This is a genomic window from Blautia luti, from assembly GCF_013304735.1.
Classification (GTDB): Bacteria; Bacillota; Clostridia; order Lachnospirales; family Lachnospiraceae; genus Blautia_A.
In genome coordinates this window covers 77,002-98,139 of record NZ_JAAITI010000001.1, presented here as the reverse complement: position 1 = coordinate 98,139, position 21,138 = coordinate 77,002, and the positions used below count along the sequence as shown (strand labels likewise).

The window sequence follows — 21,138 nt, the reverse complement described above, 5'->3', positions numbered from 1 at the left end:
AGTTCCTCCACTTATTTCACAGATACTTTGGAAAACATGTCAAAATATCCCACTGCTTTTTTATCTGTGATCACCGTCAGATTGCACACATCATAAAGCCGGTGAAATACGGTAAAATCGCCGTCTTTATATCCTGTGCAGCCCAGACAAAGCATATATTCTCCTGCCTCCAGCGGCATTATCTGTTTAAAAGTAATCTCCCGCACATCACCGGCTTTCTGCGGTTTCACAGGAGTGTGTTCATACATGGTGTTTGTTCCTGTGATTTCCGTACCTTTCAGATCTTTCAGTGTGAATGCAAAAATCGGGTCATTGACATCTGCCTGAAAGCGTACCTTCATCTGAACAGAAAATTCTTTACCTTTTTCGATCACATTTGTAATCATTCCGGTATCATCCCGGATCGCAAAATCCACGATCTCTCCAAGCTTACTGCCATACTCAAGAACCTTCGGATTCAGATTCAGGCTGTCTTTCATAGCCCTGCCGCCTCCGGCATGCTCTTTTTTCGACACATTTTCTCCAGCTGTGCCATCTGTCAGCTGACCATCCTGCCCTGCTTCTGCATTCTCTGCACCTTCCTCCAGATCTGCATCATCATACTGATTCACCAGCACACGACGGTAGAGATTGACCATCTCCTTGGCGCCACCTTCCGCAAGCTTTTCTCCTTTGTTGAGAAGAACAACCCGATCGCAGTATTTTCCGATACTGCTCAGGTCGTGGCTTACGAACAAAATGGTCTTACCCATTTCCTTGAACTCCTCGAATTTCCGGTAACATTTTGCCTGGAAAAATACATCACCTACGGAAAGCGCCTCATCAACGATCAGGATCTCCGGATCGATATTGATGGCCACCGCAAAAGCCAGACGCACGAACATACCACTGGAGTATGTTTTTACCGGCTGATGGATAAACTCTCCAATATCTGCAAAATCCAGGATAGACTGCAGCTTGGCATCAATCTCCTCTCTGGAAAAACCGATCATACTTCCGTTGAGATATACATTCTCAAGTCCGGAATATTCTCCGTTAAATCCTGCTCCAAGCTCCAGAAGAGCGGAAATCCTTCCATTTACGGAAACTTCTCCACCTGTAGGAGAAAGTACGCCTGTGATGATCTTCAGGATCGTAGATTTACCAGATCCATTGGTTCCGATGATTCCTACTGTTTCCCCTTTATGCACCTGAAAAGATACGTGGTTCAGAGCATAGTGCTCTTTATATTTCTTTTTTCTGGATAATCCCAGAGACTCTTTAAGACGGTCCATGGGATTATCGTAAAGTTTATACATTTTACTGACATCATTTACTGAAATCGCAATATCTTCTGCCATTTTTAACCTCACTTTTGTGTAAATCGTTCACTCTCACAATCTGTCGCCGTTTTGCTGTTTTTCTGCGTACTGAGCAAGTTTCCGCAGGAGACTTCCCTGATTCGATCAAAGAACGTCTGCAAAATGCGGTTTCAGACGTTTGAATATTACAGATCCCAGTCCGAAAAGCAGGATCGTAACCACCCAGAAATAGATCGTCCATGAAGCATGGTTCCAGATTCCGACATGACCAAGCATGGAATCACGATAACCCGTAACTACATAGTACATCGGATTCAGCTTGAACAGCTTGATCAGCCATGGATGTGAAGACAGCATATTGATATCCCACATGATCGGTGTAAGCCATACGCCAACCTGGAGAAAAATGCTGATGATCTGGGTCAGGTCACGGAAAAAAATGACGATTGCACTTGTGGCATACACAAGCCCCAGTACCAAAAGGAAGGTACAGATGGAATAATAAATGATCTGCAGTGTATATAAACTTGGTGTATATCCATAACATGCGCACAAAATAAGTGCGAACACTACAAAAAACACATGCACAAAAAGTGCGGAAATGATCTTCACGATGGGAAGAATACTGATCTTAAATACAACCTTTTTTACAAGGTAATTATACTCAATCAGTGCATTGGTTCCACCGTTTAACGCATCCTGGAAGAAAAACCACGGCACGATACCGGATACCAGATAGAGTACAAAAGGATAATCCGATACAGTTCCGGCTTTCAGTCCCACGGAAAATACAAACCAGTAGACCAGGATCGTCACGATAGGCTGGATGAATGCCCAGACAATGCCAAGATAGGATCCTGCATATTTTGTTTTGAAATCATTTTTTGCAAGGCTTAAAACCAGCTTTCGATTCTGGTACAGCTCTGCCGGCAAAGCTAATATTTTCTTCATTCTGTAATTCCTTATCGATTCTTATATTCCTGGAAGCTTCCCCACTTCTGATCCTTGTCGGAGAAAATAAGCTCCATGCCTTCCGGGATCGGCCACTCTACATTGATGTCCTTGTCATTCCAGATCAGTCCGCCCTCATCGTTTGGATGATAGAAATCAGAGCATTTGTAGGTGAACTCCGCATTCTCAGAAAGTACCAGGAATCCATGAGCAAATCCCTTCGGGATAAAGAACTGTTTCTTGTTCTCAGCAGAAAGAACAACGCCGTACCATTTTCCGAAAGTCTTGGAACCCTCACGAAGGTCAACTGCAACGTCAAACACTTCTCCGTTTACCACACGTACCAGTTTGTCCTGCGGATAGTTGATCTGGAAATGAAGTCCGCGGAGAACACCGTAACGGGAGCTGGACTGGTTATCCTGAACAAACTCCACATCAATTCCGGCTTCCTTGAAATCGTTGTAATTGTAAGTTTCCATGAAATATCCTCTGGAATCCCCAAAAACAGTTGGCTCGATCACTTTCAGTCCTTCAATATCTCCGCACTGTGTTACTTTTATTTTTCCCATTTTTCTTTCTCCTTTTCTATTTATGTTTGTTTTTGTGTTTCTTTTTATGTTTCTTTTCTTTCACTCCGAGAGCCGCAAGAAGGGCTATCAGAATCAGAATCATAGCACCCATAATCATAAGAAGGATTTTACGCATGGCAGGCACGCTTTTTTTTTCCGTCGTATTCTCTGCTTCCGTCTGTCCGCTTTCATCCTCTGTCGAAATATCTGTTCCGGTACTGTCGGCTTCTGTACTGTCTTCTGCCTCAGTAGTCGGCTCCGGTGTTGGTGACGGTGTCGCCTGCGCCACACTGGCACTTCCAATCAGATAATCTCCAAAATAATAACTGGTTTCTGTTTTTCCGTCAATATTCTCCGCCTTCGTGGTCAGGGAAGCAAGTTCTGTTCCCTTTGGAAGAAGTACACTTCCGCCATCCACTTCTGTTTTTGTAAAGTTCTCAAAACCGTAGTTAAACATGGCCGTAGTATCCATACAGGAATTCGCCAGATCTGCGGCACGCATGGTTACCGCAATATACGTGGTATTGTCTTTTTTTGCCGCAGTGACAAGTGTATGTCCGGCCGCAACCGTAGTTCCCGTCTTTCCTCCGATACAGCCATCATAATAAAATCCGCTTTCCGGAGCAAACATCGGATGATGGGTATGCAGAATTCTCTGCTGGGTATTCATATTGGTGGGTTCGATAACATAATCTGCAGTGCCGATTACCGTACGGAAATCCTCATTTTTGAGGCCTTCTCGCATAATCAGTGCCATATCCTTTGCGGAAGAATAATGGTTGTCATCCGGAAGTCCGCTGGAGTTGGCAAAATGCGTATTGGTACATCCGATCTCCTGTGCGCGCTGATTCATCATATCAATAAACGCCTGCTCTGTGCCGCCGATATGTTCCGCAATCTGTGCGGCAACATCATTGGCAGACTGGATAATCAGTGCATACAGACAATCCTTCATGGAAAGAATCTCTCCCACCTGCGTACCGATATTGCTGGAATCCGCATTTACGTTACGCACTCCGGTTTCTGTAAAGGTCACCTGCTCGTCCATGGTGGAATTCTCTACTGCCACCAGCAATGTCATAATCTTGGTAATACTTGCCGGATATCTCTGCTCATCCGCACCTTTGTTGTAAAGAACCACTCCGGTATCTGCATCCATCAGAATACCGGTATCTGAAATAATTTCCGGTCCTGCAGGCCATCCCTGAATCTGGTTGGTACTGATCTCATATTTTGCATTGAGATCTACCGCAGCCATGGCCTGTACCGGCAGCATCAACGCCATCCCTGCTGCCAGAACCACAAACAGTTTTTTTATTTTTTTCATAATTTATCCCTTCTCTTATCAGAAGCCATCAAAAGAAGCAATGGCATCAACGACTTTCTTCGCATCCTCCATATCCAGGTTATAGAACATGGGAAGGCGCATCAGACGTTCACTTTCTTTTGTTGTATAAACATCCTCCCCGGAAAATCTTCCAAATTTTTTTCCCGCAGGTGCGGAATGAAGGGGCACATAATGGAACACGCTGCAGATTTCTTTTTCACGGAGATATTTCAGAAGTCTGGTACGCACCTTGATATCATGAACTTTAATATAATACATATGTGCATTGTGCGTGCATTCTTCCGGAACGTAGGGCTGTTCGATCTTGCCTTCTTCCGCAAGAAATTTCAGATTTTCATTATAGAAGTTATAAATCTGCATTCTCTTGTCACTGATTTTTTTGTGCTGTTCCAGCTGAGCATAAAGATATGCAGCATTCAGTTCACTGGGCAGATACGAAGACCCATAATCCATCCAGCGGTATTTATCCACCTGCCCGCGGAAAAATTTGCTGCGGTCTGTTCCTTTTTCTCTGAGAATCTCAGCTTTTTCCTGATACTGATCCCCATTGAACAGAATTGCGCCACCCTCTCCCATTGTGTAATTCTTCGTTTCATGGAAACTGTAGCAGCCAAAATCTCCGATGGTTCCCAGTGCTTTTCCTTTATAGTAGGCATCCACACCCTGAGCTGCATCTTCCACAACTTTCAGATTATGCCGTCTGGCAATATCCATAATTGTATCCATTTCACAGGCAACTCCCGCATAGTGAACCGGAACAATTGCCCTGGTTTTTTCTGTGATCGCCTGTTCGATCAGTTTTTCATCAATGTTCATAGTATCCGGACGGATATCCACAAACACAATCTTCGCTCCGCGCAGTACAAAAGCATCTGCTGTTGACACAAAAGTGTAAGACGGCATGATTACTTCATCTCCCGGATGGATGTCCGCAAGAAACGCCGCCATTTCCAGTGCATGGGTACAGGAGGTCGTAAGCATCACATGACCCACATGAAAACGTTCTTCCATCCATGCGGAACATTTCTTGGTATAGATTCCGTCACCGCAGAGCATTCCTCGGTTCACCGCATCCTGGATATACTCGAATTCCTTGCCTGTAAACGCAGGTCTGTTAAAATCAATCATGTATTTCCTCTTTATTTTCTATTTTTCTACATTAACTGTACATTCCATTTTCTCACACTCATGTTGCAAATTCAATGCCTATTTTTCTGCCGGTGTATAATCGGGAATCTGGTTCTGATATGCAACTTCTTTTCCGTAAGAATCCAAAATATGCATATCCCGGTAAAATTCCTGTGTCAGACGGTCCATTTCCTGTCTGTTTTCTGTTTTTACATAGTACAGAGCCAGATATGGGTTGGGGCCATGCTCAATCACGGTTTCCCCTTCTTCATAAAAAATCCACGGCTTCTGTACTTCTTTTTTCTGGCCGAGCCGGACAGCCGCAGACTGATCTGCGATTGTCAGCAGCCTTCCCTGAAAATAGATCACAGCGCCACAGCATTGCGGCTTATGAATATCATGTTCTGCCAGTATACGGTCAAGTTTTTCCTGGTCATACAGCGAAGCCAGAAGAAATTCTTCCATATTAAATCCGTATACCATATCAGTAAGTTCATGTTCGTATCCGAAAAAACGGGCCGCAATCTCACAGACCTGAATCCCCTCTCCCAGTTTCCAGAAAAACTGCATGGAAAGTGCGCCTTCTTTCTGGCCTGTTTTTTTCACATATGCCTGAAGAAGTTCCGTTGCAGGTTTTTCCACTTCTGACATCAGTCTGGACGGATAAACGTTTCTTGTACTGACAGGAATTTCCCCTTTTGCGACAGATGTTTTTTCGCGGTCTGCAATGCTGATTACATGCACCTTTCCATTTCTGACCCAGGTCATCATATTAAATTCATAACCATCATTATATTCTTCCACAAGAATCTCCGGCATATCAGAAAATTCCGCTGTTTTTTCTGCTGCTTTTATAAGTTCTTCCAGATTTTCAGATATATAGATTCCACGGGAACCGTATTTATCAAGAGGCTTGCTGACTACCGGGTAGCGAAGCCCCTTAAGCAGCTCCTTAAGCCTTAACTTTCTATCCGGATCTTTCAGCACTGCTGTGGGGATTTTCTGAAATCCGGGGGTTGGCAGTCCCAGTTCCTGAAGAAGTTCCCTTGTCCGGGATTTATCACGGTACCATGGAAGCTGTTCCGGTTTCAGATAGCAGGGAATCCCTGCCCTGTCTGCAATTTTTACCATACATTCCAGAAGCAGGTCAGAAAAAGACGTAATGATCCCGTCAATCTTTTTTTCCCGGCAAAGTTCTGCAATTTTTTCCGTGTCTGTTACCGGAATCTGATACGCTTCGTCCGCAAATTCTCTTGCCGGGCCATCCGGATATCCATCACAGACAATGGTGTAGTATCCTTTTTCCCTGGCTTTACATACAAGCTGTACAAACTCACCCAGAGTTCCCAGTATCAGCAGTCGGTGTTTCATGCTTTTGTTTCCTCCCATTCTCTTATGGAATCTGCAATGTAACGCATTTCTTCCTCTCCGTATCTCTGGTCGCAGGGCAGCGGAAGGACATTGGCGGCCCAGTCATATTCCATGGTATCTTCACCAAAATGATCAATAATATTCCGCCAGTAAGTCGGCACAAAAATCTTCCGGCCGGCCAGCCATTTTCGAAGTGCCAGTCCGTCCTTATGATAATAGGGATAGGCAAAAGGCCCTTCCGGAACCACTTCATTAAAAATACTTTCTGACGGAAGAAGTTCTGCCAGCAAATGATAATTTTCTTCTCTTTTTGCTTTTATATAAGGATAATCCATGGAATGGAGAAGATTTCCGGTCAGTCGTGACATGCGGCGGATTTCCATTTCATGATAGTCTGCCGCATTGTCCAGCATCTTCTGGTAAAAAGTACCGGCATCATATTCATATCGGCCCAGAATGTGCTCAAGCCTTCCCATGGAATGATCCAGCGGTTTCGCTTCCGGATTCAGTCTTGCATCTGTTGACAGATACGCCCCGTCACTGACACCCAGAAATTTCCGGCAGGAATACAAAGTATCCACGCCAGGCAGCGGTCTCTGAAAAAACGCATGGGTATGATCCACAATAATGTTTCCGTAAATCCCCTTATATTCCAGGATTCTGTCATCAGTCAGCTGTCCGTAGTAATTTACAAGGTAGAGATATTCGCCCTCCGGAAGCTTCTTTTCTGGAAAAAGCGGACGTAATTTTTCATCCATATGATAAAATTCAATTTCCGCTTCTGTTTTCTCACAGGCTCCGGTTACAGAATCACAAAGATACGTGGGAAGATAAATTTTTTTGCAGTTTCGGGCTTCCATCAGCCAGAGAAGTGCGGTTCTTCCAAGGTTTACCCCAAAAAGTTCCGGATAATATCCCCGGCCTGTGGATTCCTCCAGCTCCAGGTAACCGCCGATTTCTTTTTTCATCAGTCTGTTTCCTCCTGACGGATCACATAATGTGGCATCTTCTTCGCCTCATTGAGGATATTCATAAGATAAATTCCGATAATTCCAATGGAAAGCAGCGTCAGCCCAAAGAATGCCAGCATTACCAGCATCAGGGATGTCCATCCTTCCACAGAGATTCCGAACATAAAATAGCGGACCAGATAGTAAATCGCCAGGCAAAGGCTTACCAGAAAACTTGCGATTCCGATATTCCGCACCATAAGAAGCGGAAATGCCGTATGTGCTGTGATATCATAGATCAGGTCTTTCACAAGACGGCGAAAAGAATATCCGCTTTTTCCATAGGCACGGGCTGCATGCTGTACCGGCACATTGATAATTCGATTGGAACTTAAAACCAGAAGATTGCCGATCTGCGGAAGATATGTATTGGTCTTCAGCATGGCTTCTACCAGAAAGCGGCGGATCAGACGGTAACTGGTGATCTGAAGATCCGGGTCTTTTCCAAGCATTTTGGAAGTAGCCCAGACAGATAATTTGGTTCCCAGCTTACGAATCAGGTTATGTTTCCGGCCTTCATAACTTGCAATAATCACATCCACATCATCCCGCTCGTTCATGACATTGATCATCTTCGGAAGTTCTTCCGGCTGATGCTGAAGGTCATCATCCATGGTCACAATGAATTCCCCTTTTGCATGAGCAAATCCGCACAGAAGCGCCGGATGCTGGCCGAAATTTCTTGCCATCTGGATGATTTTCACACGGGAATCCTTATCACGAAGTTCTTTCATCACCTCAAAAGAACGGTCCTTTGATCCGTCATCTACCAGAATCAGTTCAAATTCTTCTTTTATTGTTTCCCGGAAAACTTTTTCCAGGCGAGTGTACAGTTCCTGCAGCGTATGTTCTGAATTGTATACAGGAACAACCACTGAATATAGACACATAGTTTTTTCCCTCTCTTTTGTATCAGTTGACACTTATCGTTTAATCTTATCATTTTCAATTCCTGTTGTAAACCGTTACATTGCTCAAACATTTTCTTGCATAAAGCAGACGAATGCGCTATATTGATTATCAGCTATCGCATTCCAAAACTTATTTTATATGGAGGAAACATGACAAAACTCAAAGATTACATTCAGCTTCATCTGAATATCCTGCTGTTTTCTCTTACCAGCGTTTTTTCCAAATTTGCATCGGTTTATTATAATAAAGAAGGGCTTACCAGCCCACTTCTCTATGTATTTCTTTTTCTTATGATCGCAAACTGTGGAATTTACGCCATTGCATGGCAGCAGGTAATCAAAAAATTTTCCCTTTCCACAGCCTACGCAAACAAAAGCGTCTATCTTCTGTGGTCCCAGGTATGGGCTGTGATCATTTTTCACGAAAATCTGTCGATTCAGAACATTATCGGTATCCTGATTGTTCTAATCGGAGTCTGGACGGTGCAGAAATATGAATAGAACTTTTATGCTGATTATGTTGGCAGGAACCTTTTTTTCCGCAATTTCACAGGTTCTTCTGAAACAGAGCGCCAATATCACTTACAAAAATCCTCTCAGGGAATACCTGAACTGGAGAGTCATCCTGGCCTATGGTATCTTTTTCGGAGTCCTTCTCTTAAATACCTGGTGTTATACCAGAGTCGATATGAAGTTCGGGCCTGTGATTGATACGGCCACTTATGTCTTTGTACTGATTTTTTCCTGGAGCATCCTGAAGGAAAAAATCACCCGCGGAAAAATCATCGGAAATCTGATTATTATTGTAGGAATTCTGATTTATACCTTATAATTTTCCATGACAGACAAAAAAATGGCAGTTGCGGATTACACTGCCATTTTTTTTACTGCTGTTTTTTATTTCGTTGTGCATACACCTTTGGAATTGAAGGTATAGTTCTTGCCTTTTATCTTCAGAGTACAGTCTCTATACATAATTCCTGTATCCGGATCAAAATAATATTTCTTTCCATTAAGTGTCAACCAGGATCTGCACATTTTTCCATCCGACATGAAATAATAAGTATGTTTTTCATTATTTCCGCTCCATGTATAAAATACACTCTTAACCATGATGCCATCCCCACCAAAATAATAGACATCATCATTGCTGTTCATATACCTTACATATTTCATCATATAACCATATTTTGTCTGGAAATAATAGTAATTCTTGCCTACTTTTTTCATGCCTTTTAACGCTTTTCCGGTTTTGTCAAAGTAGTATTTCTTACCACTTACGGTTATCCACCTGCTCTTTACCATCACACCGTATTTGTCTACATATCTCACCACATTTTTGGAATCCGTAATTTTTTTACTTTTGTACATTCCATTTGTTTTATCGATATAATAGTTTTTTTCACTTACGGTAACCCAGCCGGTTTTCTTAACACCGTTCAGATAATAGAATTTTTTTCCGTTTTCTGTGTACCATCCGGTTTTTCCGGAGGAAGTATCCGGTTTTGTAGAGGCTTTATAGCTGCTCTGTGCATGCCATCTTGGAGTAATTTTTTTTGTGTAATCCACATATCCGAAATCAACATCTACCGTAGAATAACTTGGAATTCCACTGATCAGTCCCTTGGTTGTCTTCAGATATCCGCCACCATCACCATCCGTTGACTGCCAGATTGTATATTTGTATTTTTTCTTGTCTGGTGCAAGAATCTTGTCGCCATATCTCGCAAGCCAGACATCATAACCGGTCATTTTACTCCAATCAAGCTTATTGTCATACCAGTCTGTGTTGCAGTAGATCATCGGATAATATCCTGCTTTTTTGATCTCATTGCAAAATGCTCTGGCAATACTTGCAATCTGGGATGCAGAAAGGCTTCGCATTTTTTCATACTCAATATCAAACACTACCGGATAAGAAACTTTATATCCGTCCATTTTTTTAATCGCAAGCTGTGCTTCCTTCATCGCCTGCTGTGTGGTAGTTGCAAGGCTATATACATAAGTTCCCACTGGAAGCCCTACTTTTTCTGTCTGTTTCATATTATAATCGTAGGTCTTATCCAGATGATTTAATCCGTAGGAAATCCTTACAAACGCAAAGTCCACATTATCATTTTTTACCTTACTCCAGTTAATGGTGTCCTGCCATTCGGAAACATCGATGCCTCTTGTAATTGCTCCTTCCAGCTTCTGCCCGCTTCCATTATAGCAAACACCGTTGATTTTCTTCCATGCTTTGGAACTGGTTGTGGAATTCTGTGTTGCTTTTCCACTGGGAACTTTCTCAATTCGTTCTTCCTCAGCAACGGTATCACTGCGGTCCACTCCACCGCCACCCATTGCCATCGCTGTAGTCCCCATTGTTCCGATCCCTAACAATGCTGCCATACACCCTGCTGCCAGCCATCTTTTCCAGTTTTTCATCTTCGTTCCTTTCCCATCATCATAATCAGTTGTCAGATGAATTTATTATACCGCCATAAAATGGAAAGTAAAGACTTATTGCCAAGTATTTTCTGATGGCATAAAGAAGGCCGGTGTCAACTCACTGGCTGATCACCGGCCTTCTGTTATTTACTTAATAGATATTCAAAATCACGGCACTTCCGGGTCGGTCGGGTCAAAACTTCCATCTCCGCGGAATGTGGCAAGTGGTCTGCGGCCTAACGGTCCCTTGAAGGATTCGTTGCTGCTGTATTTACCACTGCTGTAAATATGGATTGTAGAACCATTGCAGTTCTCATATACCCATTTTGCATCTGCAACACAGGTACGGATGCATCCATGAGATGCCGGCTGACCAAGTTTCAGATATTCTCCTGCCGGAAGATTGTAAACACTCTTTGTTGCACCAGCTACAGAATGAATGAAAATACCACCCTGTCCGCATCCGTCAACATGTGTTCCGTACTGTCCCCAGGACGGTCCCATTAGCGGCTGCCATCTCAGACTGCGGCTCAGTCTGTATGTACCATCCCAAGTCGGTGTTGCGGCAAGACCTACGGAAACACGGATTGTCTTAACCGGAATCTTCTTACTGGAATCTGTATAAACAGTCATAACACCATTGGTCTTATCTACTTCCAGATAATACGGTCCTTTATAAATAGAAGTAAGGTCGTTACGACGGTATCCATTCTTATCGAAGTAATAGAGTTTACCGTCAATCCAGCGTTTTGTATTGGTCAGATATTTGGAACCTGTATCCGGATCGATATATTTTACCTGATCATAGTAATCGCTGAAAATTACCCATCCTGTTGAAAAACGTCCCTGACTGTCCAGATAACCGTTTACAGAACCACGCTTCATGGATTTATTGGTTACTGCTGTATAATTACTGAAATAATACCAGTATTTTCCGGATTTCTGCCATCCGCTCTTTTTCAGGACACCGTTCTTGTCTGCATAGTACCACTTATTCTGATAACGGATCAGTGTATTCTTGTACATCCATCCACGATGGTTCTTGGAATCTGAAGTAGCAAAGAAGTAATATTTGCTGCCAATTTTGGTTTTACCACCTACCAGCTGTCCTGTGCTGTTAAAGTAATAGCTCTTTCCGGAGCTCTTTGCTGTCAGCATCTGGCTCTTATAATGATTTCCCTTGCTGTCAAAGTAGAACCAGCCGAAGAATTTACCCTTTGTATCAGTCACTTTCTGCCATCCGTGCTTTTCAACAACTCTTCCCGGAGTACTTCCAAAATAATAAATCTTGTTGGAAGCTCCCGGACAGCTGTGCCAGCAGTTTTTCCAGGTAACTCTCTTTCCATCACTTCCGAAGTAATATCTGTATCCATTTTTATATTTGACGAGTTTCTGTTTGATTACACGGCCTTTGCTGTCTGTAATATAATATGCATTATTCTTGTTTGCGGCCTTTGCCATTGTGCTCTTCATAACATAGCCGCTGGAATTCAGCATATACAGATATTTCTTGGACATTACCTTGGATACATAAACACCATGTTTCATGATCTGTCCACGTGTGGATGACTTCGGACTGCAGTAAATGAAACGTTTTTCCTTCTTACTGTTCAGCACATAGGTCCATCCGCCGTAGAAAAGTTTTCCTGGGATCTCTCCACTCTTGGATGCCGGTTTAAAGTAATATTCATAAGTCGTGGAACCGGTTGTCAGTTTAATGATACCAACACGTGGTGCACCATTTTTTGCAAGTGTATAATAGGCACTTCCAATTTTATAGACTTTTCCGTAAATATTACATTCTTCTACCGTCATATAATTGCCGGCTGAGCTGTAATAGCGGAAAGTTGTTCCTGTCCACAGCCAGTATTTTCTCTGCTGCTGTCCAAGATTGGAAGTCCACGGTGTGATTTCCTGGCCTTCACATCCTGTATACAGAGTTGCTTTATCCTTCTCAAGAAGGTACCATTCCACTTTCTTGGTTCCGGTATAACCATCTACGCCTGGCTCACGTGTTACACGTCCTGTCATCAGATATCCTTTTTCATTGAAAAGATAATATCCGACATGGCCATCGGTATTGATTTTCAGAAGACCATCTGCGGATGTAAAATAACTCTTTTCCGTAGTTGCAACGGTTGAATCAGATTCTGCTGCCTCTGTTGTTTCACCATTATCCAGAGCCAGATTTTCAACTGAAGCATTTTCGGTCTCTTCAGCTGTTTCTGTTGAAACTTCCGGCTGTACAGCCTCCTGTGTATTTTCTGTTTCTGTTGTTTCTGCTGAATCTGTTGTATCACTGCTGTCAGCTGCATCCTCGGAAACGGCTGCCGGAGTTTCTTCCGTGCTGCTGTCCGTCTGTTCTTCTGTCTGATTTCCGGATTCTGTTGCCGGCACCACCTCATCAGAAGCTGTCTTTTTGAGAAGTCTGAATCCCATGCTGTCAGATTCCCAGTCACTGCTCTTGGCAATAACCACACCATCTACAAGCTCTGCACCCTCCGAAACGACTGCCGCTGTAGCTCCGTCATCGGTATTCTGTGTTTTTGTATCTTTTACAGACGGATCTTCCAGTTCCTGCACTTCTCCTGCACTGAATTCATCCGCCGGAGTTGTTGTATCTGCTTCCGGTGTTTCTGTGATATCCGGTGTCTCTGTGATATCCGGTGTTTCTGTCACATCCGGAGTCTCTGTAATATCCGGGGTCTCTACTGTGTCCCCTGATATATCTACAGTTCCATCTTCCTCTGCCGTATCTGTCTGTTCCTCTTCTGTCTGAGGCTGTTGTACAGTTTCTGCTTCATCACCAAAACTGTCCGCTGTCACGTCTGTGCCGGTCTCTGCTGCCTGCACCTGTGCGCTGCCCAAAGCTGCAGCTCCGGCTTCCAGTGTACCACCCATGCACAACGTAAGGCTGAGTACGATTGCCACAACTCTTCTCTTCACAATAATCCCTCCTGCTCATGCTGCTGTTAATGATTGATATTGTTACCGTATCATTCGCCCAATCCGCTCTCAATAAGAGCCACAAGCGCATCAAGCGCCGCCTGCTCATCCTCACCATCGCAGATCAAGGTAATCTCATCTCCCCTTTTTACACAGGCTCCCAGTACACTCAGCACACTCTTGGCATTCGCCGTGCCACCGTCATGCTGAAATGTTATGGAAGATTTATATTTTATTGCCTCGCCGCATAAGAGCCCTGCGGGGCGGAGATGAAGCCCTGATGGGTTTCTGACCGTTACCTGATAACTTAACATTACGAATGTCTCCCTTGTATAGTGTTTCTTATCTGTTACTGACTGTTTCCACTGTCCACATTGGAAACTTTGGAGATCTTGATCTCTGCGGTTACATCTTCCAGAAGCTTATATCCATCCGGAAGACTGATCTTAATCGGCACTTCATAGCTTCCTTCTTCCCAGTCGTCCATGGAAAGAACCGCACCCACCGATTTCAGATCAAACTTCGACAGATCTCCGTCTTCTGCCTGAACCTTCAGCTCTATATCCGCGACTTCAAACGCCAGCTGAAGATTATCCGGCAGACCTTTTACTTTAATATCCTCCGTCGGGAAACTGTATATCTTACTGCCTTCCGGCAGGATATTCACGGTAATCCAGAGATCTGCGCTGGAGCCAGATGTCAGCTTCAGTCCATCCGGAAGGAGCTCTGACAGATTAACTTTTTTCTCTACATCATTACTTTTTCCTGAAATATCCACATTCTCGCTGTCGAGATAGATGGTATTTCCCTGAAGTTTCAGATTATTCAGAGCATCCTCGCTTCCGGCTACGCTGAACGTCTCCGGCACAGTCGTAACACTGTCCACCACATAACCTTCTGCCGGTTCTCCGGTATATCCTGCACTGATGCGAATATCGGAACGCACCTTCCAAAGTTTTGCGGTGACATTCACTTTTCCGTTGTTGTCAAATTTCAGATAACTCATGGAATTGGATGAAAGGGTATCCTGATTCTTATCCGTAATCGTCAGCTCCGCGTTGGTGATCGTTGTATCCTGATCAATTCCATCAACTTTGGAGCTCACGTCTACGCTCACACTATCTATTTTACCAACAAGTGACTCCGGTCCTGTAACCCTGACTTTTTCCGGGTTGGCTGTAAGTGAAGCAATTTCCAGTCCCTGTGCCGGCTTACTGTCTCCACTGCTTACATTGATCGCAAACTCCTTGGTCACCTTTTTTTCGAGATGTACGCTGAGATTCTGTGGTGACACCCGGATATTTTCCGCAAGAATTCCGGAACAGGTGGCTGTAATGGGAATCATCACCGGATCGGTATCTGTAGACTGTGCCTGCTGCAGATCTGCAACTGCCTTAATATCACTTGAGGTAATACGGTTTACAGTCTTACGGGATCCCGTAATATATACACGTACGGTATTTTCGCTGTCATCCTGCATAACCATTTCACCAAGCTGATCTACATAAGCCTCATTGATAATCTGTACGTCGGAAATCACAAAACCTTTTGTAACAATAGGATCATCAACATTTACCACGATCAGCCATACAAGAATGCCCACAATGACGGACATAATTTTCAAAGGGATGTTTTTAGTCAGATTTTTCTTCATGTTTCACTCTCCCTTTCAGCAGATTTCGCAGTTTGCTGTTGTCAACCACTTTCTTATTCTGAGCTGCAACCAGAACTTCACGAAGCTGTTTGCTGTTAAGCCCCCTGGAGAGTTCTCCTCCCTGTGCAACGGAAACCTGTCCGGTTTCCTCTGAAACAATGATTGTAAGGGAATCTGTAGCCTCACTGATTCCCACACCAGCTCTGTGTCTTGTTCCCAGCTGTTTACTCAGTTCCATATTATCAGAAAGAGGCAGATAACAGGTTGCCGCAACCACACGGTTGCCACGGACAATTACGGCACCATCGTGAAGCGGAGTATTATGCTCAAAAATATTGATCAGAAGCTGACTGGTAAGAATACCGTCAATATTAATACCTGTACGCACATATTCATCCAGACGTATTTCTTCCTCAATAACAATCAGTGCACCGGTCTTAACTTCACCCATATCAAAGCATGCCTTAACCAGCTCGTTAATGGTCTTATCGTTAAAACGTTCCTGTACTTCTTTTCCGGTATCAAAGGGAATAATTGTGGAAACAATTTTTTTCTGTCCCAGCTGTTCCAGGGCACGCCGCAGCTCCGGCTGAAAAATTACAATTACACCAATCACCAGCACATTGGCCAGGTTCCGGAAAATCCACAGGATTGTATTCATTTTGAAAATGTAGGCGATCAGAATAAAACCAAGGACTATCAGAATACCCTTAAGAAGCGTATATGCCCGTGTAAATTTAATCCAGGCCATAAACTGATATACAAAGAAAGAAATCAGTCCAATCTCAATAATATCAATCACACCAAGCCCCGGAAGTGAAATTTTCCCAAGATATCCGGCCAGAACTGACAGTGTATTCTGCATAAGTCTCCTCCTTTCTTTCTGATCTTCCTAAAATTTTTAAAGGTCTTTCAGTGATTCTTCCAGCTGTTTTTCGAAATCAATCTCATCAATTTCCTGGGGTTTCTCACTTACTGTATTTTCAAAATTTTCCATTCTTGATACGTTTCTGGGATCTTTACGTTCTGAAAAATCCTCATCCCGGAAAACCACCCTGTCTTCTTTCTTCTTTTCTTCTCGTACAGGCTCTGCGTTAATCTTCTTGATACTCCTCTCAGAAGTTGATACGGAAGCCTTCGGAACAGCCTTTACGTAGTAATAATATTCGTCATCTTCATATTCCAGCCGTTCTGTTCTGCTGTAATCTCCGCCAAATACAAAAAATTCCAGCACAAATCCAACAAGAACCGAAGCCACGGTGGAAAAAATCATCGGTATCATGGATACGGTCACATCAAGGCAAAAATCTCCGGCAAGGATAATCAGAATATATGTCACGCCCCCTACAATGATTGCTATTCTCCATGCATAGTCAAAAGCTCTCGTTCTGAGAAGATTCACCAGCAGAACGACTACAACAAATGCTATTACGGTAATCCACATCGCCCAGTTCTGGACAAGTCCGTCAGAAAGCAGTTTCAGTTTCTCTGCAATCTCCGTTCCCTGATCACTAAGCGCCGCAGACTGTGCATGAACAAAACGGATAAAATAATAAATCACCACTCCACATCCTGCCGGAAGTGCTGAAACAGCGCTGCCAAGCAGACCCGCACTTAACGGAAGAAGGGCCGGAACGCTGAACCCAAAGGAAAGTGGTGTCAGAATCAGCACCAGATTCTGTGATTTGCTGAATCTCAGGAACAAAATCATCATAAAAAGAATCAGCACAAGCATAAATCCCGCAACTTCAACACCTACTGCATAACAGTGTCCGATCATCATCGCAAATCCGATAAACATCATTACAGATGTAGGAAGGATTGAACAAACCAGTGCCAGAATCAGGATTACAAAAATATTATCCAGCTGTTTCATATAGCCCATATTGCTGTTAATCCAGAGAAAATAGACAAACGCCAGGGCAAACTTCAGAACCGGCAATATATATACTTCATATTGTCCATAAAATCTCTTGATATTCTGTTTCATTTCAAGTAAAGCTGTCATTTTCTGTGTCCTCCTGCATTTCTCCGGGCAGGAGTTCTTTTCTCTTCCCGTCCGTAGATTTTTTCCAGTCTGGTAAGATCCTGATAATATTCCTTTACGCTCTTCTTGGCACGGTAATATTTTACAGAATACTGGATGTAGGTCAGTACTGAATACGCAATAAGTACGATCAGGTAACCGACTATGACATAAATTCCTACTGCAACCAGATTAATCTTATTCACATTGTCCATAAGATATTCACTGAAATACGCAGCAATTCCGGCAAGCAGCAGCGCATAACCGATGGTTACCAGAAAGAAATTTTTGATCAGTGCAAGACCAATATAATCACTCCGGTAAAACCTGCTTACCGGAAGATATTTCCTGCCTTCTCCATGCTCATACATGGCAAGACGATTCATGATCTTCACCTTTTCTTCATTTACCATAAATAACTCCTCATAAGCTTTCTTATTTAACTGCAATCAAATTTATTGTAGCATAGTTCCCTACCTATGAAAAGTGTTTTTTCGGCTCTTTCACGCCTTTCCAGCGCATACTGTAAGGAAATAAACATCCTTTGCTCCTGCCTCCTGAAGACACATTGCCATGGCATCCATTGTGCTTCCTGTTGTATAAACATCATCCACCACCAGTACAGAGAAACCGGTAATTTTCCGGGTTACCAGATATGCGTTTCTGAGGTTTTTCTTCCTCTGGGACGCATTAAGTTTTTTCTGGGATTTCGTGTTCCGGATCTTAATTACCAGATTGTCACTCCACGGAATTCCCGTAAAACAGCTGACCCTCTCTGCAAGATATGCCGCCTGGTTGAACCCTCTCATCCGTTTCTTTCTGGAATGCAGAGGTACAGGCACAACCATCTGCGGTTTCCAGCGTTCCAGATATTGTCTTCCATAAATACTTATGGCTTTTGCGTAGAAGTCTCCGTATTCCCGACATCCATAATACTTGAACCGTACCAGTGACTGACGCCAGATTTCTCCATAGGGAAAAATACTTCTTCCTTCTGTAAAATGATGAACTCCGCTTCTGCAATCCTGGCAGTATTCTTCTTCCATCCTTACCGGTCTTCCGCATTTCATGCACAGGGGCTCTTTCATTGGCATGGCTTTTTGGAAACAGTCTGGGCAGACCAAACTGTTCTTTTCTTTCAGTATCTGATGACACAGAGGACACTTTTTCGGATAAAGCATATCCAGTAGAATTTCTGTTGTTTTTTTCAAGAAAGTCCTTTCTCCCCGATGGCGCTCTCCTGCTTAAGCTTCCAATTCGTCCAGTTCCCGGATTCTCTTATCCAGGGAACTGTATCTCTGCTGCTGTTTCTCGTTACGGATCATCTCCGCAAAGGTATTCTCACTTCCAACCACAGTAACACATCTCCGCGCTCTGGTTACTGCTGTATACAGAAGGTTCCTGTTCATCAGCATTCTCGGTCCGGAAAGTATCGGAATAATCACTGCCGGATATTCCGAACCCTGGGACTTATGTATGGTAACCGCATAGGCAAGTTCCAGCTCTTCCAGCTGCTTGAATGAATACTGCGCCTGACGTCCATCCTCAAATTCCACAGTTGCGGTTTCCGCAAACTCATTGATTTCTGTCATGATACCGGTATCTCCGTTAAATACCCCGGCGCCTTTGTCAACCGGTATCTTATATCTTCCAAGAATCTCCCATTCCAGCTGATAGTTGTTCTTCACCTGCATTACCTTGTCACCTTCGCGGAAAAGGCGCTGCCCGATTTCTTTTTCTTTTTTCTTCTCATCCGGCGGATTCAGATATCTCTGAAGAATCTGATTCAGTCTTTCCACTCCCAGAAGGCCCTTCCGCATAGGGGTCAGAACCTGAATTTCGTAAGGTTTGGCATCCACATAGCGTGGAAGTTTTTCCTGAATCAGGGCAATCACTACCCGGATAATAATGTCTGCGTCATACCGTTTCAGGAAAAAGAAATCCCGGCTTTTGTTGTTGATAGTGACCTGTTCACCGCGGTTAATTTTGTGGGCATTTACTACGATATCACTCTCTGACGCCTGCCGGAAAATCTTCTTCAGCTCAACCACCGGAAAACATCCACTGCGAATAATATCCCTCAGCACATTTCCCGGTCCAACGCTTGGCAGCTGATTCTCATCCCCTACCAGAATCAACCTGGTCCCTGCAGTTACCGCAAGAAGAAGTGAATACATCAGAGAAATATCCACCATGGACATTTCGTCAATAATAATAACATCTGCTTCCAGTGGATTCTCAGAATTACGATCAAAATGAACCGCTCTTCCATCCTGTTCTCCTTCCGGAAGTCCATTCAGTTCCAGAAGTCGGTGAATGGTCTGCGCCTCATAGCCGGTGGCTTCTGTCATTCTTTTTGCAGCACGGCCGGTAGGTGCCGCAAGACGCAGCTCTGCCCCTTCTTCTTCAAAATACCGGATAATTGCGTTGATTGTGGTTGTTTTTCCGGTTCCAGGACCTCCCGTAAGAATAAATAATCCATGCTGGGCGGCAGCTGCCATTGCCTGTCTCTGCATCTCATCCAGCTCTGTCCCTGTCTCTTTTTCAATTCTGGAGATCCGTTTTTTCATCATCTGCTCATCCTCTGGGCAGAGAATGTTCAGTTCACATAACATTTTTGCAGAATTTAGTTCCAGATAATAATAATGTGTAGGATAAACCACTGTCCCTTCTTCTGTTTCCTTCAGAATCAGTTTCCGGTCCACAACCATATCCATGAGATGTTTTTCCATGTAGGAAACATCCACACCCAGAAGCCTGGATGCCCTGGAAAAAAGTTCCTCTTTTGGAAGGTAAATATGTCCTTCCCCGGAAGCCTGTAGGAGAGTATACAACATTCCACTTCGGATTCTGTAATCTGAATCTGTATGGATGCCGATTCTGGAAGCAATCTCATCTGCAATTCGAAATCCTACCCCACTGATATCCTCTGCAAGGCGATATGGATTTTCCTGAAGAACTCCATATACAGACTGCCCGTATTTCTGGTAAATCTTCGCTCCCAGATTCAGTGATATTCCATATTTCTGCAGAAAAACCATGGCCCGGCGCATATCTGCCTTTTCTGTCATCTGTTCCGCAATCTCCAGTGCTTTCTTTTCACTGATACCTTTAATCTCTGCCAGACGCTCCGGTTCTTCTTCCACAATCCGCATGGTGTCATTCCCGAAACGCCGCACGATCCTTGCCGCAAGTGCCGCACCAATTCCCTTGATTGCTCCGGACCCCAGATATCGCTCCATTGCCAGCGCATCTTCCGGCATTTTTTCTACATAGGAGGAAATCTGAAACTGCTTGCCATATACCGGATGGGTGATATAATTTCCCATCGCCTCAATGGACGCTCCCTGCGTAATTGCAGGAAATGTTCCCACACAGGTAAGCTCCTTTTCCTCTTCCAGCCCCTTCAGCACCATAACCGTATATCCATTATCATCATTCCGGAAAATCACATGATCTATATATCCTGTAACTGTTTCGCTCATTTTCTTCT

Annotated in this window: 19 protein-coding genes; 2 read left to right on the top strand and 17 right to left on the bottom strand. The window is 43.7% G+C overall.

The window, feature by feature from the left end; translation table 11 throughout:
• Nucleotides 1-11: 11 nt before the first annotated feature.
• The 8 genes from G5B06_RS00460 to G5B06_RS00425 all read right to left on the bottom strand — a co-directional run bounded on the left by G5B06_RS00460 (nucleotide 12) and on the right by G5B06_RS00425 (nucleotide 8,568).
• A complete protein-coding gene (locus G5B06_RS00460) occupies nucleotides 12-1,340 on the bottom strand; it encodes an ABC transporter ATP-binding protein (RefSeq protein ID WP_021976722.1) in 1,329 nt (442 codons plus the stop codon).
• Between the two features lie 105 nt (nucleotides 1,341-1,445).
• A complete protein-coding gene (locus G5B06_RS00455) occupies nucleotides 1,446-2,252 on the bottom strand; it encodes an ABC transporter permease (protein ID WP_021976723.1) in 807 nt (268 codons plus the stop codon).
• Nucleotides 2,253-2,263: 11 nt separating this feature from the next.
• Nucleotides 2,264-2,821: a dTDP-4-dehydrorhamnose 3,5-epimerase gene (rfbC, locus tag G5B06_RS00450; RefSeq protein WP_148445023.1), complete on the bottom strand. Its 558-nt coding sequence runs from the start codon at nucleotides 2,819-2,821 to the stop codon at nucleotides 2,264-2,266.
• Nucleotides 2,822-2,837: 16 nt separating this feature from the next.
• On the bottom strand, nucleotides 2,838-4,148 hold the full coding sequence (locus G5B06_RS00445) for a D-alanyl-D-alanine carboxypeptidase family protein (RefSeq protein ID WP_148445024.1): 1,311 nt from the start codon (nucleotides 4,146-4,148) through the stop codon (nucleotides 2,838-2,840).
• 18 nt (nucleotides 4,149-4,166) lie between these two features.
• On the bottom strand, nucleotides 4,167-5,297 hold the full coding sequence (gene rffA, locus G5B06_RS00440; RefSeq protein WP_148445025.1) for a dTDP-4-amino-4,6-dideoxygalactose transaminase: 1,131 nt from the start codon (nucleotides 5,295-5,297) through the stop codon (nucleotides 4,167-4,169).
• A gap of 78 nt (nucleotides 5,298-5,375) precedes the next feature.
• Complete coding sequence (locus tag G5B06_RS00435; RefSeq protein WP_173771119.1) at nucleotides 5,376-6,668, bottom strand: ATP-grasp domain-containing protein; 1,293 nt, start codon at nucleotides 6,666-6,668, stop codon at nucleotides 5,376-5,378.
• Nucleotides 6,665-7,636, bottom strand: a complete 972-nt coding sequence (locus G5B06_RS00430) for a hypothetical protein (protein WP_173771117.1) — start codon at nucleotides 7,634-7,636, stop codon at nucleotides 6,665-6,667. Before G5B06_RS00430 ends, G5B06_RS00435 begins: the two co-directional genes overlap by 4 nt.
• On the bottom strand, nucleotides 7,636-8,568 hold the full coding sequence (locus G5B06_RS00425) for a glycosyltransferase family 2 protein (RefSeq protein WP_148445027.1): 933 nt from the start codon (nucleotides 8,566-8,568) through the stop codon (nucleotides 7,636-7,638). The genes G5B06_RS00430 and G5B06_RS00425 overlap by 1 nt, the downstream gene beginning before the upstream one ends.
• Nucleotides 8,569-8,739: 171 nt before the next feature.
• Between G5B06_RS00425 and G5B06_RS00420 the strand changes: the two genes are divergently transcribed.
• Entirely contained in the window at nucleotides 8,740-9,090 is a 351-nt protein-coding gene (locus G5B06_RS00420) for an EamA-like transporter family protein (protein WP_148445028.1), read from the top strand.
• Nucleotides 9,083-9,421: an EamA family transporter gene (locus G5B06_RS00415; RefSeq protein ID WP_173771115.1), complete on the top strand. Its 339-nt coding sequence runs from the start codon at nucleotides 9,083-9,085 to the stop codon at nucleotides 9,419-9,421. The genes G5B06_RS00420 and G5B06_RS00415 overlap by 8 nt, the downstream gene beginning before the upstream one ends.
• Nucleotides 9,422-9,486: 65 nt before the next feature.
• Here the strand turns inward: G5B06_RS00415 and G5B06_RS00410 are convergent, their stop codons facing one another.
• The 9 genes from G5B06_RS00410 to G5B06_RS00370 form a co-directional block, all read right to left on the bottom strand.
• Entirely contained in the window at nucleotides 9,487-11,016 is a 1,530-nt protein-coding gene (locus tag G5B06_RS00410; protein WP_173771113.1) for a GH25 family lysozyme, read from the bottom strand.
• Between the two features lie 171 nt (nucleotides 11,017-11,187).
• Entirely contained in the window at nucleotides 11,188-13,965 is a 2,778-nt protein-coding gene (locus G5B06_RS19295) for a L,D-transpeptidase family protein (RefSeq protein ID WP_173771110.1), read from the bottom strand.
• Between the two features lie 50 nt (nucleotides 13,966-14,015).
• Nucleotides 14,016-14,279, bottom strand: a complete 264-nt coding sequence (locus G5B06_RS00400) for an HPr family phosphocarrier protein (protein ID WP_148445032.1) — start codon at nucleotides 14,277-14,279, stop codon at nucleotides 14,016-14,018.
• Between the two features lie 35 nt (nucleotides 14,280-14,314).
• The gene (locus G5B06_RS00395) at nucleotides 14,315-15,619 is read right to left on the bottom strand and encodes a YbbR-like domain-containing protein (protein ID WP_173771108.1); all 1,305 of its coding nucleotides are present in this window, start codon (nucleotides 15,617-15,619) and stop codon (nucleotides 14,315-14,317) included.
• Nucleotides 15,600-16,484, bottom strand: a complete 885-nt coding sequence (cdaA, locus tag G5B06_RS00390) for a diadenylate cyclase CdaA (RefSeq protein WP_148445034.1) — start codon at nucleotides 16,482-16,484, stop codon at nucleotides 15,600-15,602. The genes G5B06_RS00395 and cdaA overlap by 20 nt, the downstream gene beginning before the upstream one ends.
• Nucleotides 16,485-16,520: 36 nt before the next feature.
• On the bottom strand, nucleotides 16,521-17,627 hold the full coding sequence (locus G5B06_RS00385) for a hypothetical protein (protein WP_173771106.1): 1,107 nt from the start codon (nucleotides 17,625-17,627) through the stop codon (nucleotides 16,521-16,523).
• Nucleotides 17,624-18,058: a hypothetical protein gene (locus G5B06_RS00380; protein ID WP_173771104.1), complete on the bottom strand. Its 435-nt coding sequence runs from the start codon at nucleotides 18,056-18,058 to the stop codon at nucleotides 17,624-17,626. The genes G5B06_RS00385 and G5B06_RS00380 overlap by 4 nt, the downstream gene beginning before the upstream one ends.
• 90 nt (nucleotides 18,059-18,148) lie before the next feature.
• Nucleotides 18,149-18,856: a ComF family protein gene (locus G5B06_RS00375; RefSeq protein WP_244092610.1), complete on the bottom strand. Its 708-nt coding sequence runs from the start codon at nucleotides 18,854-18,856 to the stop codon at nucleotides 18,149-18,151.
• Between the two features lie 33 nt (nucleotides 18,857-18,889).
• The gene (locus G5B06_RS00370) at nucleotides 18,890-21,130 is read right to left on the bottom strand and encodes an ATP-dependent RecD-like DNA helicase (RefSeq protein WP_173771103.1); all 2,241 of its coding nucleotides are present in this window, start codon (nucleotides 21,128-21,130) and stop codon (nucleotides 18,890-18,892) included.
• Between the last annotated feature and the right edge of the window lie 8 nt (nucleotides 21,131-21,138).

Excerpts from the sequence above, each read along its gene's own strand:
- G5B06_RS00380 (WP_173771104.1), bottom strand. The coding sequence starts at position 18,058 with ATGGTAAATGAAGAAAAGGTGAAGATCATGAATCGTCTTGCCATGTAT.
- G5B06_RS00420 (WP_148445028.1), top strand. The coding sequence starts at position 8,740 with ATGACAAAACTCAAAGATTACATTCAGCTTCATCTGAATATCCTGCTG.
- G5B06_RS00460 (WP_021976722.1), bottom strand. The coding sequence starts at position 1,340 with ATGGCAGAAGATATTGCGATTTCAGTAAATGATGTCAGTAAAATGTAT.
- G5B06_RS00445 (WP_148445024.1), bottom strand. The coding sequence starts at position 4,148 with ATGAAAAAAATAAAAAAACTGTTTGTGGTTCTGGCAGCAGGGATGGCG.
- G5B06_RS00455 (WP_021976723.1), bottom strand. The coding sequence starts at position 2,252 with ATGAAGAAAATATTAGCTTTGCCGGCAGAGCTGTACCAGAATCGAAAG.
- rfbC (WP_148445023.1), bottom strand. The coding sequence starts at position 2,821 with ATGGGAAAAATAAAAGTAACACAGTGCGGAGATATTGAAGGACTGAAA.
- rffA (WP_148445025.1), bottom strand. The coding sequence starts at position 5,297 with ATGATTGATTTTAACAGACCTGCGTTTACAGGCAAGGAATTCGAGTAT.
- G5B06_RS00430 (WP_173771117.1), bottom strand. The coding sequence starts at position 7,636 with ATGAAAAAAGAAATCGGCGGTTACCTGGAGCTGGAGGAATCCACAGGC.
- G5B06_RS00435 (WP_173771119.1), bottom strand. The coding sequence starts at position 6,668 with ATGAAACACCGACTGCTGATACTGGGAACTCTGGGTGAGTTTGTACAG.
- G5B06_RS00415 (WP_173771115.1), top strand. The coding sequence starts at position 9,083 with ATGAATAGAACTTTTATGCTGATTATGTTGGCAGGAACCTTTTTTTCC.
- G5B06_RS00370 (WP_173771103.1), bottom strand. The coding sequence starts at position 21,130 with ATGAGCGAAACAGTTACAGGATATATAGATCATGTGATTTTCCGGAAT.
- G5B06_RS00425 (WP_148445027.1), bottom strand. The coding sequence starts at position 8,568 with ATGTGTCTATATTCAGTGGTTGTTCCTGTATACAATTCAGAACATACG.
- cdaA (WP_148445034.1), bottom strand. The coding sequence starts at position 16,484 with ATGCAGAATACACTGTCAGTTCTGGCCGGATATCTTGGGAAAATTTCA.
- G5B06_RS00385 (WP_173771106.1), bottom strand. The coding sequence starts at position 17,627 with ATGACAGCTTTACTTGAAATGAAACAGAATATCAAGAGATTTTATGGA.
- G5B06_RS00400 (WP_148445032.1), bottom strand. The coding sequence starts at position 14,279 with ATGTTAAGTTATCAGGTAACGGTCAGAAACCCATCAGGGCTTCATCTC.
- G5B06_RS00410 (WP_173771113.1), bottom strand. The coding sequence starts at position 11,016 with ATGAAAAACTGGAAAAGATGGCTGGCAGCAGGGTGTATGGCAGCATTG.
- G5B06_RS00395 (WP_173771108.1), bottom strand. The coding sequence starts at position 15,619 with ATGAAGAAAAATCTGACTAAAAACATCCCTTTGAAAATTATGTCCGTC.